Raw genomic sequence first — 16208 nt, 5'->3', positions numbered from 1 at the left:
TGACGAAAAACTATTTTTTGTCATGTACTAAAAAGCCCTAGATCCGGCTTTTTCTTGAAGCAATCATACTAATGATCAATATTTGGGTGGCGTGGAACAGCATCAAGGGCAATAATATTATTCCTATGGACGCCATGTTTCCAAAAAGTATTTTAGAAAAGACCGTGCCGTGTACCAATGATTTTTTGGTGCCACAAAACTGTGCCGTAATTTGATCCTCCCTGTTAAACCGTAATTTTCCGGCCATAAATCGGGTCAGGTAAAAAACGGCAACAAATAATACCAATACACCCAAAAAAAGTACCAATAGATCTACAAGAGAGACGGCACTAAAGATTTGGTCATCAAAGGATACCGCAAAACTCTTATAAATAATCAGTAGGATAATGGACTTGTCAAAGAGGGTCAAATTACTATTGTGCCTTTGGGCAAAATTACCTAAAAAACGTTGCAAGGAGAATCCCAATACCACTGGTAGTATTATTTGTACAAAAAGTTTCATGTAAAATGCGGTAAAATCAAAATCTGTTTGCGCCCCATGTACAAAAAGTCCCATCCAAAGAGGTGTAATAACTATGCCTATGATTCCGGAAATACTGGCATTAAAAATGGCGGCCGGTATGTTCCCTTTTGCTATGGACACCATAACCACCGATGAGGATACGGTTGAGGGAAGGGCTGCCAAGAAAAAGAAGGCCAACCACATGGTTTCTTGTTCTTCATTTTGAAGGAAGGGACGGAAAATCAAAACCAATAGAGGGAAGATCAAAAAAGTAGTAGCCTGTATTAGCGCATGCAATTTCCAGTTTTTTAGTCCAGCCTTTAATTTATCCGGACTCAATTTAAGTCCATAAAAAAAGAATATAAGTGAAATTCCTATCGCACTAATGATGTCGATAGGAATTTTACTTTCACGGGTTCCCCATTGCGGAAAAAAATAAGCGATGATGATAATGCCTATAATGGATAGGACAAACTTATCAATTTTTATTTTCATGTATTGTGGTTTTGTTCTTATGGGCTAAATTAGGCTAAATACCCGCCCAATAACCATCGGGATTAAAAGGAACTACCTCGGCACAGAGTATCAGGGGTGTCAGAAGCAAGACCGCTGCGCTACAAGAACCAAGATATAGGACAAAAAATTCAATGCCTTGTATCGTAACTATCTCTACGGCGCATCCAAGGCAGAGCCCGTCCGTGTTCAGTCAATTTATCCTTTGTTACAATTTTTGACCTCCATAATTAAGGGGAAGGATCAATTTAAATTCACTCCCTTCACCTTCTATGCTTTTAACGCATATACTCCCCCCGAGTTTTTCCATAAATTCCTTACAAAGGGGCAATCCGAGGCCGGAACCTTTTTCATCGGACGTTCCAAAGGTCCATTTATTTGTTTCAATATTAAACAACTTATCCACATTTCTTTCGTTGATACCAATGCCGTTGTCAGAAATTGTAATTATGACCTTAGGCGGTTCCTTTTTCGTCATAATACATACCTTTCCACCAACTCTGGTAAATTTAATTGCGTTGGAGACTATGTTTCTTAATACAGTTTTTAAGATATCCATATCGGTACAGATTTCAAAATCATACGATCCAAGATGAACCAACTCTATTTCCTTGATCGTTGCAGCTGAAGAGAATAGTTCTATAATCCCATTAATAATATCGGATAGAATTATATTTTGGGGATTGAAATTATTTTGTTGCGTCTGCAATTTTGACCAATTTAACAAATTGTCGAGTAGGGCAAGTGAATTTTGAGCCGTTGCATGTACTATTTCCGAGTATTTATACGCTTCTTCCTTATTCTTCTCCCCAATGCTATCCAATAATAGTTCGGAACAGCCCAATATGGTATTGAACGGACTTCTAAGGTCATGGGCAATAATGGAAAAAATTTTGTTTTTATCGGTATTAAGCGTATTCATTTGATATTCCCCATGAAGTAGGGGGTCTTCTTTCTTCATACTCTTGGTGGTGTCATAGCCATAATACCACATTCTATTTCCTTTCCCAACACAACCCAAAGAAATACATTTTTTTGAACCGTCCTTACAGGAAACATAAACTTCTACAGATCTAAAAATAGAGGATCCCTTTTTGTTCTCCCTGCATATGGTATCCAACTCATTTTTAACGTAACGCCGATAATTTTCATCAGGAAAGATCAATTGCATACAATGATGGACCGATGGAACTTCATTAAGGGTATACCCGAAAAGTTGTTCAAATGTGGGGTTGACGAACTTCCCGCGGCCGGTAAAAGCGGAAAACACATAAGTGGCCAAGGGCAGTTCATTCAAATATGCTTCCCGGGCTTCCTGATCTTTTATTTTGGATAGTTCTGTAATTAGGAGCCCCGATTGGGAATTATCTTCCAAGCGATTCAAATATTTCTGTAAGGGAGCCGTATTTTGATGCACTATCATTGCGTGTAATACATCCCAACGCTTAAATGATAGATAGATCAATAAGATAAATACAAGGGTTGCAAGGACTAAAAAAAGTGTCATTCAAATAAGTTTGATTCGTTCTTATTTGACACAAAAAAGTTTAAAAAGTCACTTGAATATCCCTTTAACTCTTCGCTATTTCCACTTTGCTGTTGACAACCAGTTCTATAGGATATATAATTTTTTTATCATGGTTCTCCACGGTCATACAAATGTTATCAATGGCGATTATCCGCCCTTCAAAATCATCAATTTTCACCAGGGTTCCTATGGTGTAGTTTTTTCTTGAATAAAATCCCAAAATAAGTCGAAAAACAATATCCCTGGAACCTAATCCCATGGCCAGGGCCACTGAAGCCAGGAAGGCTCCCAATATCAATGCCAGATTGGTCGTAATGATATCCGTATTAATGCCGGCCTGGTTCGCGGCTAAAATTGAAAACAAAACAAATATGGAAAAGTAAGCTATATTGCCCAATAGCTTTCTGCCTCCCAATTGAAATGAATCCAATATACTTCCTAAGAATTTCTTCACTGTTGAGGCCAGGTAAAGTCCCAATAAAAACAAAGCCAATGCGCTAACCAATTTTGGAAAGAAGTCTATTATTCTGGTCATTTGGTAAGAAACACTGGGGAATTCCAAAATATCCGCTCCAATGGTTACCAATATCAAAATTAACGACCATCGTACAAAACCGGTCAACACCGTTTCCAAATCTATTTGAAACGGCAGTTTTACCTTATGCTGTATCCATTCAAATTTGGTTTTGGCCTTGGATAACTTCAGGAACTTCTTTAAAATGGAAAGGACAATTCGCAATACGATCCAGGCCAGGATGATAAAGAGTATTATTTTGACAAACTTTAGACCTAAACTATAAAGGGAATCCAACAAATTGTCCGGTAATCGAAATAAAAAACTATTTTTCATAAGGTTGGCTTATTTTTTTAAATTCTTAATTGATTCGTTAATTATCTTAGGGTTTTTTACCACAAAAAGATTGGCCAGGTCGAAACCAAGTTTAATAAGATTGATATCGTCCATTACCCTTGCTTTGATGATTTCAGGCAAGGTATCGTTACTCAATATTTGCTCGAACGGATTCTCCATTTAATCTATTTGATTATAAATTTCAACTAACTTGTTCTTTGCTCTTTTAAGCCTCATCTTTACGGCACTTTCACCAATTTCCATTATTTCCATTATTTCCTTTAATGTAAAATTGTCCTTATACTTCATAATAAGCAAGATTTTATCATTTGCATGGATGAGTTCCATTGCTTGAAGTAGTTTGTCTATTCTCAACTGATAAATTTCCTCATCCGAAATAGTTTTATCCACGGACAACATATGATTTTCAAGATCTACTTTTTTATTTACCTTTTCCTTGTCCCGCTGTATATAATTGATGCAGTAATTATAGGTTATGGAATATAGCCAGGTCGTAAATTTTGATTTGCCGTTAAAAGAGCGCAATTTGATAAAAATCAACACAAAAATATCATGGGTCATATCCTGTGCTTCCACCTTATTCCTTAAAATACTCAAACATCGGTTATAGACTTTTGGAGCATGCCTATCATAAAGTAGACCGAACAATTCCGCATCATTTGTTTCAACAATTTTAGCAACCAGCTCATTATCACCTAGTTCTTTGTCCAAATTAATCACTTCACTAATTTAATTGAATGGATATCCTTAGGTTGTGACACGAATATTATGCAAAAGTCACTTTATAAAATCACTTTTTTTGTTAAATCCCGTCTTTTTTAATTTAAACTAGTGTTATGTTAAGGATGTTATGTCATTAAATTCAGGTCTCGACTCCGCTCGACCAGACAATCTATCGTCACTTCGAGCGCCCGCCGAACGGCCCGTTCGGGCGGGCAGTCGAGAAGTCATTTCAGGGTTAACTTAACACTAGTTGTTCGTTTCAATAAATTCTACCCGCTAACACTCGTCTGCAACGTTGGTCAGCCTCTGAAAACATAATTATGCCCAACTACATAGGCCAATCCCATAATTTAGTATTGCGAAAAGGGCCATTTTAGTGGTTGGACCCGTATATATTTATAGTATACCAATTTTTAAAGCTTGCATTTCATCGAAAAAAATGAACAAAATTGATTTTGGAGGTAGGGTTTTGTAAGCTTTGGGTTGTTATATGGATGAACGACCCTAATTTTTGGGCTAAAACCTACATAATAATGTTGAACACAAAATCTAAAACTATGAAAATCAAATTTTTGTCATTTATTCTATTGGCTTGTTTTGCCGCGTTCATTGGTTGTACGGATAATAACGATGAGAGTGCAAAAATGGGAAAGATGTCAATTCGATTGACAGATGCCCCTTTTCCCCATGATTTGGTGGCAGAGGCCAACGTGACCATCTTTAAAATAGATGCCCGCAATATAGCCATGGAATCCGATACCGAAACGGAAGGGGAAATGGCAGATGAAACCGGTTCTCCCTTTACCGTATTGATGGAACAGGAAATAGAGGTCAACCTCTTGGACCTAACAAATGGAATAACCGAAACCCTGGTGGACACGGAAGTTCCCAATGGCACCTATGATCTGGTAAGGGTATATGTAAAAGGAATCAATGTGGTACTTACCGATGGTACCACTTATGATCTAAAAGTTCCAAGTGGTGAACAAACCGGAATTAAGGTCTTTATAAAACCGGGTATAACCGTAGCCGGTAATTTAAGTGCCGACCTGTTGCTGGATTTTGATGTGAGCAAATCTTTTATAGCAAAGGGGAATATCAAGGATTTGGCAGGTATTACAGGATTTAATTTTAAACCGGTAATCAAGGCCTGTAATCTGTCTACTGCCGGAAGCCTTGCAGGAATGGTGACTACTCTGCAGGAGGAAGTTGCCGTTGGACTAGAAGGGGCACAAGTATCTGTTTTTGCGGCAGATACCCTGAATACGACCACTTTTACGGACGAGACCGGTGCCTATATGGTTATGGGTCTTTTGTCCGGGGACTACGATGTAACCGTAGAACTTGATGGGTACGATGCACAATCTGCCGAAGATATTGAAATTGTTGCGGGGAACAAGACTGTTCAAGATTTTGAACTTAATGCCGCTGTAACCGAAGAAGGGAACTAAATGTAGTATTGAGTGCAGCAATCATAAAAAAAGCGGAATCGAAAGACTCCGCTTTTTTATTTTCAACTAGTGTAGTGTCAATGCTACTGTGTCGTTTAAGTTTATCTAGCCAAGGCAAAAAAATGTTGCATAGCCATGGTATTTTTCATATCCGTAATAGTGATGACTGTATTGGGAAGCACTTCCATTGTTTTGTATTTCAAAGCAGGATGCACCATTTTGTATTGAGATCGATCAACAACTTTCCTGAACCCATTATACAAACGCCCAATCGACCGTAAATCCGCAGTCATGATTTTGGCCATTTCGGTCATTCAAATTTAAAGGCAATTGCTTAACTGTAGGTGGACCTTTCGAAGTATTGATTTCAGGATTATAGGTATGTTTTTTTTCTTTTGTAAAAATGCCCTGAAAAAGTTAAATTTTGTACATTTAATATGTTGTAAACCAATCCTTAACTAAACTACCATACAATCAAATTACGAATGTTTTGGAACGGAATGGGATAAGTAAGCAGTAGGCAAAAAATTACCTACTAAAAACTGTTTACTGAATACTGTCTACTGAACACTGTTTACCGCCCACTGCCTTTTGCCAACTGTAGACTTTTACCAGATATATATAAGAATTCTATTTTGCTATTGGAATACGAATCGGAATAAACTTAAATACGATGCCACTTTTTATAGACTATCATCAATTCGACGCTGTTACCATAGAAGAAGTCAAAGAGGCACATATGGCCGACAAGGCGATCCAGGATGATTATGGAGTGAAATACCATCAATTTTGGGTCAATGAAAATGCGGGTACGGTTTTTTGTCTGATAGAAGCTCCCGATAGGGAAACTTGTGAACTGGTACACAAACTGGCACATGGAAATGTGGCCTGTGCCATTACCGAAGTAGAACAAGGGTTTTATAAATTGGCAATAGGCACCCATACTGCCAAGTCTGATGGGGGATTGGTGGCCTATAGTAGCGGGGAAGCCGATTTGGGGTACCGGAGTATGTTGGCTATATCCATAAGAGGTGTCACCACTGCAAAAGATTCGTCAAATCTCGAAGATCTTTTACTTCCCAATTGGGCGATAAAAAAGACATTGGATAACTTTGCCACATTCCATGGCAGGGCAATACCCTGGGAAATTGACGATAGTTTAATTGCAGCCTTCGACGATGCTTCGCAAGCGGTTCAATGTTCGATGCGGCTTCAAAAAAAATTGCTCAATAGTGAAAATCAAAGACCAAGCATAATTTTTAAGATCGGATTGGCAACGGCACAACCGGTAACAACGGATGGTGACTTCTTTAACGAAACCATTAAACTCGCCCATAGGTTGAGCAATGCTGCCAGTGATAATCAGATTTTGATTTCTTCGCTTACTGGAAAATTGGCCCATCTGGGACCTGGTACCGATCCTGAACTCCTAAAAGTGGTCACGCCCTCTGAAGAAAAACTTTTATCCGAATTGATCAATACCTTGGAAAGCGGTTTGTTTGAGGATAAAAAGCATATCGGTCGTATTTGCAGGAACATTGGTGTAAGCAGACCGCAACTGTACCGAAAAATAAAAACCATTACGGGACGATCTCCCAACTACTTCATAAGAGACCTCAGATTGAATAAAGCAAGAACATTATTGCAACAAAAATCAGGAAATGTTTCGGAAGTGGCCATGGAAGTTGGCTACAACAACCTGTCCTACTTTTCAAAATGTTTTACCGAAAAATTCGGGTTCAAACCTTCTGCGATTTAAAATGATAACTCGGGCAAAAACACATCCATAGTTCGTGGTCTGTAAATTCTCGATGCTATTTTTAAATTTCGAATCATTAACGGTATTTTTTGAACCATAGCCGTTAGCTACCGGCCTATAAGTATAACTACCTTTATTCCGTAAAAACAACCAAAACATACAATTATGGAACATAAAGGCTTAACAGGTGAGGTCATCACGCCTAAAGATGCACAATATAATGAGGCAAGGACCATCTACAATGCAATGGTCGACAAAAAACCGGCACTCATTGTTAAATGCCATGACCAATTGGATGTGGTAAATGCAGTACATTATGCCCGTAAGAACAATATGGAAGTGTCCGTACGCGGGGGAGGTCATAACGGTGCAGGCTTGGCAGTTGTAGATAATGGGTTGGTTATTGACCTTTCCAATATGAAGGAAATCAAAATTGATACAGTAACCAAAACCGCATCTGTTGGCGCAGGCTGTACTTGGGGGGATGTTGATAGGGCAACGCACGAACACGGTTTGGCCGTGCCTAGCGGGATTATTTCCACAACCGGAGTGGGCGGACTTACCCTCGGTGGCGGGCATGGTTACCTGACACGTAAATACGGACTCACCATCGATAATCTTTTGAGCGCCGATGTTGTTCTTGCAAACGGGGATTTTGTCCACGCAAGCAAGGACAAAAACCCCGACCTGTTCTGGGCCCTGCGCGGAGGTGGGGGAAACTTCGGAATTGTAACCACATTTAAGTTTCAGCTCCATCCCGTAAAAAATGTTATCGCAGGACCCTTGTTCTGGCCGCTCGACAAACTTGAAACAACTTTAAAGTGGTATCGCGACTGGCTTCCACAATTGCCCGATGATGTATATGCCTTTTACCTTGAAAATGCTGTACCGCCCGCAGCACCTTTCCCGGAAGACATTCAGGGCAAAAAAATATGTGGCCTGCTATGGTGCTACACCGGACCTGTAGATGGTTTTGAAAAATACATACAACAGGCACGGGATGTGGCCAAACCACTGTTCGAATTTACCGGGGAGATGCCCTATCCAAATCTGCAACAAATGTTTGACGAACTCTATCCACCGGGCGATCAATGGTATTGGAAAGGGGATTTTGTACGGGAGATACCAGATGGGGCCATCGCCGAACACCTTCGTTTTGGGGAAGTACCGAACCTTAAATCGGGGATGCATTTATATCCTGTAAACGGTGCGGCCCATAAAGTGGGCAAAGATGAAACCGCCTGGGGAAAACGTGATGCCAACTGGTCCATGGTAATTGCCGGTGTGGATCCCGATCCGGCAAATATGGGGAAAATAAAGTCCTGGGCGCGGAACTTTTGGGAAGCCCTACACCCATATTCCATGGGCGGTGCCTATATCAATTTTATGATGGAGGAAGGCGAAGAACGGATTCGGGGAAGCTATGGTGATACCTATGGGCGCCTTGCCAAAATAAAAGCCAAATATGATCCGGAAAACTTTTTCCACGTCAACCAGAACATAAAACCATTAAATTCGTAAAACGGATATAGAACTCATTTTAGTACATGACAAAAAATAGTTTTTCGTCATCGCGAGGTACGAAGCGATCTGTCGCACATTGGGCAGATTGCCTCACTTTGTTCGCAATGACGACCCGTCACTGTGAGTGCAGCGTGGCAGTCTGTCCATTCAAATGATCAGATTGCTTCCTCGTTCCTCTTACCGATGATGCATTTTTTATGCTCTAATCGGTTTTTGTTATATACTGTTAGAACTCATTTAAACTTTTCCCAATTGGCTAAGAAATCAGCTTAATTGTTTTGAATTTTTTGTTCGTCTTTGGTGTCCAAGACGTATAACGCAGCTCCTTGCACAGGAAACCCTGTTGATACAATAGTTAAAGGCTCGGTAGCTTCTCTACCGTTCAAAGTGTTCGTTTTCCCATATTCGAAGAGATTCTTATAAGCCTGCTATTTTAGGTCTTTTACCTGAAATACCAATATAGCTATCCCTATTGTGCTTCTTTGGTTTGTATATCAGATGTCGATTTACGAATGTTCGTTATATTTGAAAAATATAATGATGTTCATGAAATTCCAAAGGCCAATATGGGTAATTTTATGGTCGGCAGATGATTGCCTTTCCTGCAAAGGCCTGTCCTTAGTGTTTTGTATTAATAAAACCGAGTAGAACCATGTTTTAGATATGCATATTTTCCAATCCCATATCAACAAATTTACGCATATAGGTAACGAAGAGTTTGCCGAGGTACTCCAATATTTCCAAATCCAGACCTATCGTAAAAAAGAAAACTTGCTAGTAGAGGGACAACTATGCAAATACCGCTATTTTGTACTGAAAGGCTGCTTGCGCAAATTTTTCATTGATGATAAAGGCACTGAACAGACCACAGAGTTTGCCATTGAAAATTGGTGGCTGACGGACACCATCGCTTTTGAACATCAACTGCAGACCCAGTTTTATATTCAGGCAATGGAAATCTCGGAAGTGTTGTTTATAGAACGAAAGGCACTTGATGAGCTATTGGATAGGCATCCGGTTTTGGAGCGCTACTTTCGTTTCATATACCAGCGCGCTTTTGCCGCTGCACAAATGCGGTTTAAATACCTTTATGGGTATACCAAAGAGGAAATGTACCATTTTTTCATGGTAAAACATCCTGAGTTTGCCCAACGTATTCCACAAAAGTATCTGGCATCGTTTTTGGGCTTTACCCCCGAATATTTGAGCGAACTTCGTAAGAAATCGGTAACCTAAATAATTAATGGGATATGTTGCAGGTATTGCGAGAACATATTTTAAAATCAGTACAACAATACACCAACGGGCCTACGGGGCTGCCCTGTTAAAGCAAAAAACCTATGCCACCACCTCCAAAGCCGATTTTTACAATTACTTTAAAACTACCTATCCGATCTTGATACAAAGGGTTCCCGAATCCATTTTTGCATCGTATATGGGCGTTTCCCTCAAAGCCTTCAAAAAAATTAAGGCGGAACACCTTTCTTAAACCAGCTTAAGTTTTTTAGCCCGCACTATTTTCAACTTTGTACCATCAAATAATTAAATCTTACAATTATGAAAATAGTAGTTATCGGCGGCACCGGACTTATCGGAAGTCAAGTAGTAAATCTCTTAAAAAACAGCGAACATGAAGTCATTGCGGCGGCCCCCAACACGGGAGTGAATACGCTTACCGGTGAAGGTCTGGATGCCGTTTTGCAAAACGCCCAAGTGGTGGTAGATGTATCCAACTCCCCTTCATTTGAAGACAATGCCGTAATGAATTTCTTTAAAACATCTAACGGGAATTTGTTGAAAGCAGAAAAAAGAGCAGGGGTAACCCACCATCTGGCACTTTCGGTTGTCGGTACCCAAAAACTACAGGAAAGTGGGTATTTCCGTGCCAAACAAGTACAGGAAGATATGATCAAGGCTTCGGAGATTCCTTATACCATTGTACATGCTACCCAGTTTTTTGAATTTGCGGCAGGTATCGTCCACATGAGTCTAATCAATGACCAAGTGGTTTTGCCAGACGCCAACATACAGCCCATTGCCAGTAAGGACGTTGCCGGATTTCTTGCCAAAATAGCTGTTGAAAAACCTAAAAATACCATTTTGGAAATAGGGGGTCCTAAAAAATACCCTATGGCGGATTGGATTAAATCCTATACTGCTGCCACACAAAAGAAATATAAGATCGTTTCCGATACAAAGTCATTGTACTCGGGCGCATCTATAGAAACAGACACTTTGGCTCCGGATAATGCGGTATATTTAGGGGGTACGGATTATGCCAACTGGATAGCACAACCGGAGAATCAGCGTTAAGGTAGGTGTTTAACAAATCGGTAAAAATACAGCACTTGTATTCTTAAGGGGTTTTTCGAAAGGGAAATCCCTTGTTTTTTTGATATCTATATTTGCATGTATGGTGATGTGAGAGTTAAACCAATGTAATACGATAATATGCCGGCTTTGCCCAACAAAAACTAAATCCCGATACAAACCTTTATGAACGCCTCTTTTCTTCTTACCGAAACCTCCAATTTGGTATTATCCGAAAGGGTGACATAACCGCTTTTAGCGTACGATTTTATGCTGTTCAGATTAATAAGGTGCGAACTGTGTATCCTGAAAAAGCCGTGATGGGATAAAAGTCCGTCAAAATATTTCAATGTTTTGGAGACCGTGTGTTTCTTCCCATCCAAAGTGAAAATATGTGTATAGTTTACATCGGCTTCGCAGCGTACAATATCCGTGATATTGAGGAAACTATAGCCCTCTTTGGAAGGGATACTTATCCTTTTTGGGTTGTTTCCCTTGGAAATGTGCGACAGCAATACATTTATCTTTTCGTTAAGATGGTTTTGTTCCAACCGTAGCAACGCCTTTCGCATTGCATTTTCAAAATTTTCTTTGGCAATGGGTTTCAATAAATAGTCAATGGCGGAAAATTTAAAGGCTTCAATGGCATATTGTTCGTAGGCCGTGGTGAAGATCAGGCAAAAATCACGATGGGAAACGGAAGAAAGTACGTCGAACCCCGTTTTTTCGTTTAGTTGTACGTCTAGGAATACAATGTCTGGCCGCAAGGTTTCCACACCCCTTATTGCTCCATCTACGGTATTAAAACACACGGTTTCCATCTCGCCCTTGTAGGGTTCCAACAAAGCAAGGAGGCTGTCCGTACAGTGTTGTTCATCGTCTATTACGGCTATGGTCATGTTACTTGTTTTTAAAAAGCGGTTTGCAGTGGAAGGCTTACCTCTATCCGCGTTCCTGCATTATTGGGCTTGTCCGTGATTTGAAGTTGGCCAGTGGATTTTTTCTGTTTGTTCAGGATCTTTATACGGTTTTCGGTAATGGCGATGCCAAGCGATTTTTTGTTATCGGTTTCCGCTCCATTTAGTTTTCTTCCCGTTCCGTTGTCGTCCACGCTACATACCAGCATTTCGCCTTCTTTTATTATTTCCACCATAAGATGCCCTTTGGAACCTTTGGATATAAAACCGTGCCAAATACTGTTTTCTATGAATGGTTGGAGGATTAACGGGGGGACAAGGATATTTTCGGTGTCCAGTCCGTTTTCAACATCTATGGTGTAGGAAAACCTGCCCGGCAACCTTTTGGACTCTACTTGCAGATAGAGCTCAATGAACTTCAGATCTTCGTTCAGGGAAATTTCCCTATGTCCCGAATTTTCAAGTGCCATCCGCATTAGCTGGGCGAACCGCGTAAGGTAGTCCCGGGCCGTAGCTGTGTCGTTTTTCAGGATATAATCGCTTATGGAATTGAGCGAGTTGAAAATAAAATGCGGGTTCATTTGGGCACGGAGGGCCTTCAGTTCGGTATCCGAAATCAGGGCCTTAAACTCGGCCTCCTGCTTTTGCCCCAATGCATCCCTTCTACGCTTGTACAATATAAAACCCAATACCGAAACGGCAAATAGGGCAGAAGCGCCCAAAACAGAAACCGTTTTTATGGTGGTTTGCCGTTTTATTTCGGCTTGCGCCAGGGTACGTTCGTTTTCAAAATCGAACTCCATTTGCTTTCGGGCTATTCCTACCCTTCGGTTTTGGTTGTTCAGGCTGTCTTTCAGTCCGGAAAAGGCAATATGGGCTTCGAGGGCTTTTTGGTATTCGCCCTTGGCGGCAAAAACATCTGCCAAGGTTCCCCAGGCCGATTTTTGCAAAAATAAGTTCCCTTGTGCTTCACTTAGCTTTAAGGATTCCCCTGCAAAGTGTTCGGCCTTGTCAAAATCACCTGCTTTCAGATAGGCCATGGATGCATTGGCATAAGCGGTAGGACGTACAAACTCGATTCCATGCAAATCGACCAAATTCAGGCTTTTTTCAGCTGAGGCTACGGCTGCTTCGGCATTTTCCGCTTTTTCGTACATCAGTGACAAATTGCTGTACAAATTGGCCTTGTAAGTGGGGTTTTCCTCTATTTGTTTATAGGCCAATGCTTTCCGATAATAATAAATGGCCGAGTCGGTTTTCTCCAACGACCCATAAACATTAGCGATATTCGCAGTAGCAGTGAGTCCCAGGTCTTTGTTGTTTTGTAGGATTTCCTTAAAATAGCGCAGCGCTTTCTCAAATTCTTCCTGCTCGTAATAAATCGTGGCTATGCCACCAGTAACACCCCATTTATAAGGTGCCAGCTTAGGATCGTTCGCAGAAACGGAAAGGGCTTTATGGTAGTAGTCGAGGGCTTTATAGGGATTGGACAAAGAATATTGGCTGATGAGTGCCAAACGTTCATACGCCAGCATTACACCTTTTTGATAGCCAATTTTTCCTGCATCTTCCAAGGTTTGCTGGGCAAAATCGGTAAGTGTACTGTCGGCAGGATTTGCAAACAGGGCCTTTTTGGTATAATCATTCCTTAAATTAATGGTCGTTGTATCCGTAGAGGGCAATACGGTAATACGGCCCAACAGGGAGTCAAGCTCTTTTTTCAGGCCCTGACCGTTGGTTGCAATGCAAAAAAAGAGTAGAAAAATCAATGCAAAAACCCTTTTCATCCGTTCATTTTATTGTTTTTATAGGTAAGACCTGCCGGTTCCGTTCAGGCGGGTTCGATTCGCCATTATATTTATTGGTGCGTATCAACGATTTGTTATGGCTCATTTCATAAGAATGTTAAAAAAGGAATACTTGTAAAGATATGGTTTTTAACAAAAAATCATTTTGATCCATCATGAAATAAATCAAATACAACGGATAATCATTTGGGGTTTTATAAGGTAAGTAACTGTGATACCTTTATCGTAAACCATAAACGGTTCCTTTTTTATGGATACTCAAAACATTCCCACTTTTTTTACACGCCCGGAAAAATCGCTTTTCGGGGTTTGCAGTAAGCTTTCCCACAAACTTGGACTGGCTCCTGTAGGGGTCAGGATAGCTTTTATTGTGCTTACGTTTTTGTTTATTCCCCTAGGGGTTATTGCCTACTTTGGCCTATACTTGGCAACTGTCCAAAATAAAAGCAGGATGGTAATTTTTGGGTTTGTCGGAGTATTGTTGGGAATACCTTTGAGCTATTATTTTCAATCGGATATCATCAAAAATTTGATGGGGATGTTCAGTTATGTGGGGAACCTCCCCGATGTCGTGGACGGATATAACGGTTTTATAGGTAACGGCGTGGACATTGTCTTCAACATTGTATTGAGCATGGTGGTCTTTGCCCTGGTGGGCGGGACAATTGGATATTTTATGGATAAAAAAGAAATCCCCAAATAGCCTTTACTATGGCATATAATTAAACCAGCACAAAATCATGGCGACCATCAAGGCCAATAAACTGTGCAAAAACAGGCAGGTGGGCTTTTAAAAAGAATAGCAATGCCAACCGACATAAACAACCTTAAATCAGTGATTTATTGAATTTTTGTAGAGATGAAAAATTATAGAACTGTCACCTTGAAAATCAGCTTGTTGCTTACACTATTGTCTCCTGCTGTTTTCCTGGCCCAGACCCAACCTACCGTAAAGGAATCGGTAGAGCAGGTAAAAAAAGACTTCAATGCCCTGAAAACTATTTTTAAGAAGAAGGCCGATACCAAAAGTGAAACGGAAACGAAGCCCAACGCCCCCAACGGCACAAATTTTTTACACCTGCACGGGGGAGAAATTGCGGAAAATGTGGTGTATGTGGATGCGGATAGATTTGGGCATTTCAACCACGGCAAGGCCATAGTCCACAAAGGCACTGCCAGTACCATGATAAATGCCGACGGACAATTTGTGTTTCCGTATAATACCTACCGATTTTATGATATTGGCAATACCTATGTGTTTCGTGAAAACGAGGTGTATGTCAACGGTATTTTTCAATATGAAAAAAAGGCACAGGGCGGCTTTGAATCGTATATGAACGCCGAAGGAAAAGAACTCACCGGATCCCCGGAGACCAAGAGTGTTCGGATGGGACTTAACGGCCAACTCCTTGAAGGAGTACGGACCTTGTACGACCGTCCAAAAAACAAACAGGGCAAACATCCCGTTCAACACCATTACATCACCCATACCGGTAAGCGGTACGTTCTTGGTACGGGGTTGGCGAAGATCGGCAATGGTATAGGTGTTTATTCCGAATACAGGGAAGGTTGGAAACTGGGATATATGAAACTATCGGGAGAAAAGTTGACTGAGGCCGTTTTTGACGAAGCCGAACCTTTTTTTGATGGCATGGCGGTAGTGGGGCAGAAAGATCAATATGGGATAAAGAAATACGGCTATGTCAATGAAAAAGGCGAATTGGCAATTCCGCTTCTGTTTTCTATAAGGCCCTCTAGATTTTCCGGAGGATTTGCAAAGGTGGAACCAAAAGACCGTAGCGAGTTCCAATATGCATTCATCAATAAAAAGGGGGAGATCGTATTTAAACAAACGGCGGAAGATAAAAGAAAGCTGGGCAATCACGAATTTGACACCTTTCAAAGCTATGGCCTAACAACCACTACTGGTGGCTTTTACGTGATGGATACGCTTTTTAAGGTAATGCCGAAGGCCGATTTTTTTGCCCGGTTCGGCATTAACGGTATTTCGCATATCCACGGGGCTTCCTACCGTGAACCCAACGGGGGCATGCATTCCGGCAAAGGGCTTTTCAGCGTGATGGGCGAGACCGACCCTAAGATCTATTTCTCCAATAATGACATGAACCACCAGGGAGTACTTCGCGGTAAGGAATTACGGATAGGGTTTATAAACCTTAATACAAAAACGGTGGTACTCCGTATCCACCCCACCAAGCACATATTGCCATCTTGATTTCCTGTCTCTAGCTTTGCCCTAAAATAGTATACGATGAGCAAGGAACAGAAGATGTTTGCCCTG

The 16208-nt window shown here is 40.8% G+C and carries 16 protein-coding genes; 8 read left to right on the top strand and 8 right to left on the bottom strand.

The window, feature by feature from the left end; genetic code table 11:
* Window positions 1–37 precede the first annotated feature (37 nt).
* From D0S24_RS12840 to D0S24_RS12825, 5 genes are all read right to left on the bottom strand, one after another.
* Window positions 38–997: a bile acid:sodium symporter family protein gene (locus D0S24_RS12840; RefSeq protein WP_117020280.1), complete on the bottom strand. Its 960-nt coding sequence runs from the start codon at window positions 995–997 to the stop codon at window positions 38–40.
* Between the two features lie 226 nt (window positions 998–1223).
* Window positions 1224–2522 carry a PAS domain-containing sensor histidine kinase gene (locus D0S24_RS12835; protein ID WP_117020279.1) on the bottom strand — a complete coding sequence of 433 codons (1299 nt, stop codon included), beginning with the start codon at window positions 2520–2522 and terminating at the stop codon, window positions 1224–1226.
* Between the two features lie 64 nt (window positions 2523–2586).
* A complete protein-coding gene (locus D0S24_RS12830) occupies window positions 2587–3393 on the bottom strand; it encodes a mechanosensitive ion channel family protein (RefSeq protein WP_117020278.1) in 807 nt (268 codons plus the stop codon).
* A gap of 9 nt (window positions 3394–3402) precedes the next feature.
* Window positions 3403–3573 carry a hypothetical protein gene (locus D0S24_RS21115; RefSeq protein WP_181938086.1) on the bottom strand — a complete coding sequence of 57 codons (171 nt, stop codon included), beginning with the start codon at window positions 3571–3573 and terminating at the stop codon, window positions 3403–3405.
* Window positions 3574–4134 (bottom strand): RNA polymerase sigma factor, encoded by a 561-nt coding sequence (locus D0S24_RS12825; RefSeq protein WP_117020277.1) that lies wholly within the window; start codon window positions 4132–4134, stop codon window positions 3574–3576. It abuts the gene before it with no gap.
* A gap of 560 nt (window positions 4135–4694) precedes the next feature.
* Here D0S24_RS12825 and D0S24_RS12820 point away from each other — a divergent pair.
* The gene (locus D0S24_RS12820) at window positions 4695–5588 is read left to right on the top strand and encodes a DUF4382 domain-containing protein (RefSeq protein ID WP_117020568.1); all 894 of its coding nucleotides are present in this window, start codon (window positions 4695–4697) and stop codon (window positions 5586–5588) included.
* Window positions 5589–5689: 101 nt separating this feature from the next.
* Here the strand turns inward: D0S24_RS12820 and D0S24_RS12815 are convergent, their stop codons facing one another.
* A complete protein-coding gene (locus tag D0S24_RS12815) occupies window positions 5690–5893 on the bottom strand; it encodes a hypothetical protein (RefSeq protein ID WP_147321453.1) in 204 nt (67 codons plus the stop codon).
* A gap of 368 nt (window positions 5894–6261) precedes the next feature.
* On the opposite strand from D0S24_RS12815, the gene D0S24_RS12810 reads away from it, so the two are divergent.
* From D0S24_RS12810 to D0S24_RS12790, 5 genes are all read left to right on the top strand, one after another.
* Window positions 6262–7347: a nickel-binding protein gene (locus tag D0S24_RS12810; protein ID WP_117020275.1), complete on the top strand. Its 1086-nt coding sequence runs from the start codon at window positions 6262–6264 to the stop codon at window positions 7345–7347.
* A gap of 165 nt (window positions 7348–7512) precedes the next feature.
* Window positions 7513–8868, top strand: a complete 1356-nt coding sequence (locus tag D0S24_RS12805) for an FAD-binding oxidoreductase (RefSeq protein WP_220377762.1) — start codon at window positions 7513–7515, stop codon at window positions 8866–8868.
* Between the two features lie 666 nt (window positions 8869–9534).
* On the top strand, window positions 9535–10107 hold the full coding sequence (locus D0S24_RS12800) for a Crp/Fnr family transcriptional regulator (RefSeq protein ID WP_117020274.1): 573 nt from the start codon (window positions 9535–9537) through the stop codon (window positions 10105–10107).
* Between the two features lie 7 nt (window positions 10108–10114).
* Window positions 10115–10360, top strand: coding sequence for a hypothetical protein (locus D0S24_RS12795; protein WP_117020273.1), 246 nt, complete (start codon window positions 10115–10117; stop codon window positions 10358–10360).
* Window positions 10361–10428: 68 nt separating this feature from the next.
* Entirely contained in the window at window positions 10429–11184 is a 756-nt protein-coding gene (locus D0S24_RS12790) for an SDR family oxidoreductase (protein ID WP_117020272.1), read from the top strand.
* A gap of 161 nt (window positions 11185–11345) precedes the next feature.
* Here the strand turns inward: D0S24_RS12790 and D0S24_RS12785 are convergent, their stop codons facing one another.
* Entirely contained in the window at window positions 11346–12080 is a 735-nt protein-coding gene (locus D0S24_RS12785; protein ID WP_117020271.1) for a LytTR family DNA-binding domain-containing protein, read from the bottom strand.
* An 11-nt stretch (window positions 12081–12091) separates the two neighbouring features.
* On the bottom strand, window positions 12092–13885 hold the full coding sequence (locus D0S24_RS12780) for a histidine kinase (RefSeq protein ID WP_117020270.1): 1794 nt from the start codon (window positions 13883–13885) through the stop codon (window positions 12092–12094).
* A gap of 271 nt (window positions 13886–14156) precedes the next feature.
* On the opposite strand from D0S24_RS12780, the gene D0S24_RS12775 reads away from it, so the two are divergent.
* Both D0S24_RS12775 and D0S24_RS12770 read left to right on the top strand, forming a co-directional pair.
* Window positions 14157–14609: a PspC domain-containing protein gene (locus D0S24_RS12775; RefSeq protein ID WP_117020269.1), complete on the top strand. Its 453-nt coding sequence runs from the start codon at window positions 14157–14159 to the stop codon at window positions 14607–14609.
* Between the two features lie 156 nt (window positions 14610–14765).
* Window positions 14766–16142 (top strand): WG repeat-containing protein, encoded by a 1377-nt coding sequence (locus tag D0S24_RS12770; RefSeq protein WP_117020268.1) that lies wholly within the window; start codon window positions 14766–14768, stop codon window positions 16140–16142.
* The last annotated feature ends 66 nt before the right edge of the window (window positions 16143–16208 follow it).

Origin of the sequence: Arenibacter sp. P308M17, assembly GCF_003426735.1 — a bacterium.
Classification (GTDB): Bacteria; Bacteroidota; Bacteroidia; order Flavobacteriales; family Flavobacteriaceae; genus Arenibacter.
This window is presented reverse-complemented; position numbering and strand designations above follow the sequence as displayed.

What these genes read in the sequence shown, in the direction of transcription:
- D0S24_RS12770 (WP_117020268.1), top strand. Translation starts at nt 14,766, where the DNA reads ATGAAAAATTATAGAACTGTCACCTTGAAAATCAGCTTGTTGCTTACA.
- D0S24_RS12800 (WP_117020274.1), top strand. Translation starts at nt 9,535, where the DNA reads ATGCATATTTTCCAATCCCATATCAACAAATTTACGCATATAGGTAAC.
- D0S24_RS12775 (WP_117020269.1), top strand. Translation starts at nt 14,157, where the DNA reads ATGGATACTCAAAACATTCCCACTTTTTTTACACGCCCGGAAAAATCG.
- D0S24_RS12790 (WP_117020272.1), top strand. Translation starts at nt 10,429, where the DNA reads ATGAAAATAGTAGTTATCGGCGGCACCGGACTTATCGGAAGTCAAGTA.
- D0S24_RS12810 (WP_117020275.1), top strand. Translation starts at nt 6,262, where the DNA reads ATGCCACTTTTTATAGACTATCATCAATTCGACGCTGTTACCATAGAA.
- D0S24_RS12820 (WP_117020568.1), top strand. Translation starts at nt 4,695, where the DNA reads ATGAAAATCAAATTTTTGTCATTTATTCTATTGGCTTGTTTTGCCGCG.
- D0S24_RS21115 (WP_181938086.1), bottom strand. Translation starts at nt 3,573, where the DNA reads ATGGAGAATCCGTTCGAGCAAATATTGAGTAACGATACCTTGCCTGAA.
- D0S24_RS12805 (WP_220377762.1), top strand. Translation starts at nt 7,513, where the DNA reads ATGGAACATAAAGGCTTAACAGGTGAGGTCATCACGCCTAAAGATGCA.
- D0S24_RS12815 (WP_147321453.1), bottom strand. Translation starts at nt 5,893, where the DNA reads ATGGCCAAAATCATGACTGCGGATTTACGGTCGATTGGGCGTTTGTAT.
- D0S24_RS12795 (WP_117020273.1), top strand. Translation starts at nt 10,115, where the DNA reads ATGGGATATGTTGCAGGTATTGCGAGAACATATTTTAAAATCAGTACA.
- D0S24_RS12780 (WP_117020270.1), bottom strand. Translation starts at nt 13,885, where the DNA reads ATGAAAAGGGTTTTTGCATTGATTTTTCTACTCTTTTTTTGCATTGCA.
- D0S24_RS12840 (WP_117020280.1), bottom strand. Translation starts at nt 997, where the DNA reads ATGAAAATAAAAATTGATAAGTTTGTCCTATCCATTATAGGCATTATC.
- D0S24_RS12785 (WP_117020271.1), bottom strand. Translation starts at nt 12,080, where the DNA reads ATGACCATAGCCGTAATAGACGATGAACAACACTGTACGGACAGCCTC.
- D0S24_RS12835 (WP_117020279.1), bottom strand. Translation starts at nt 2,522, where the DNA reads ATGACACTTTTTTTAGTCCTTGCAACCCTTGTATTTATCTTATTGATC.
- D0S24_RS12830 (WP_117020278.1), bottom strand. Translation starts at nt 3,393, where the DNA reads ATGAAAAATAGTTTTTTATTTCGATTACCGGACAATTTGTTGGATTCC.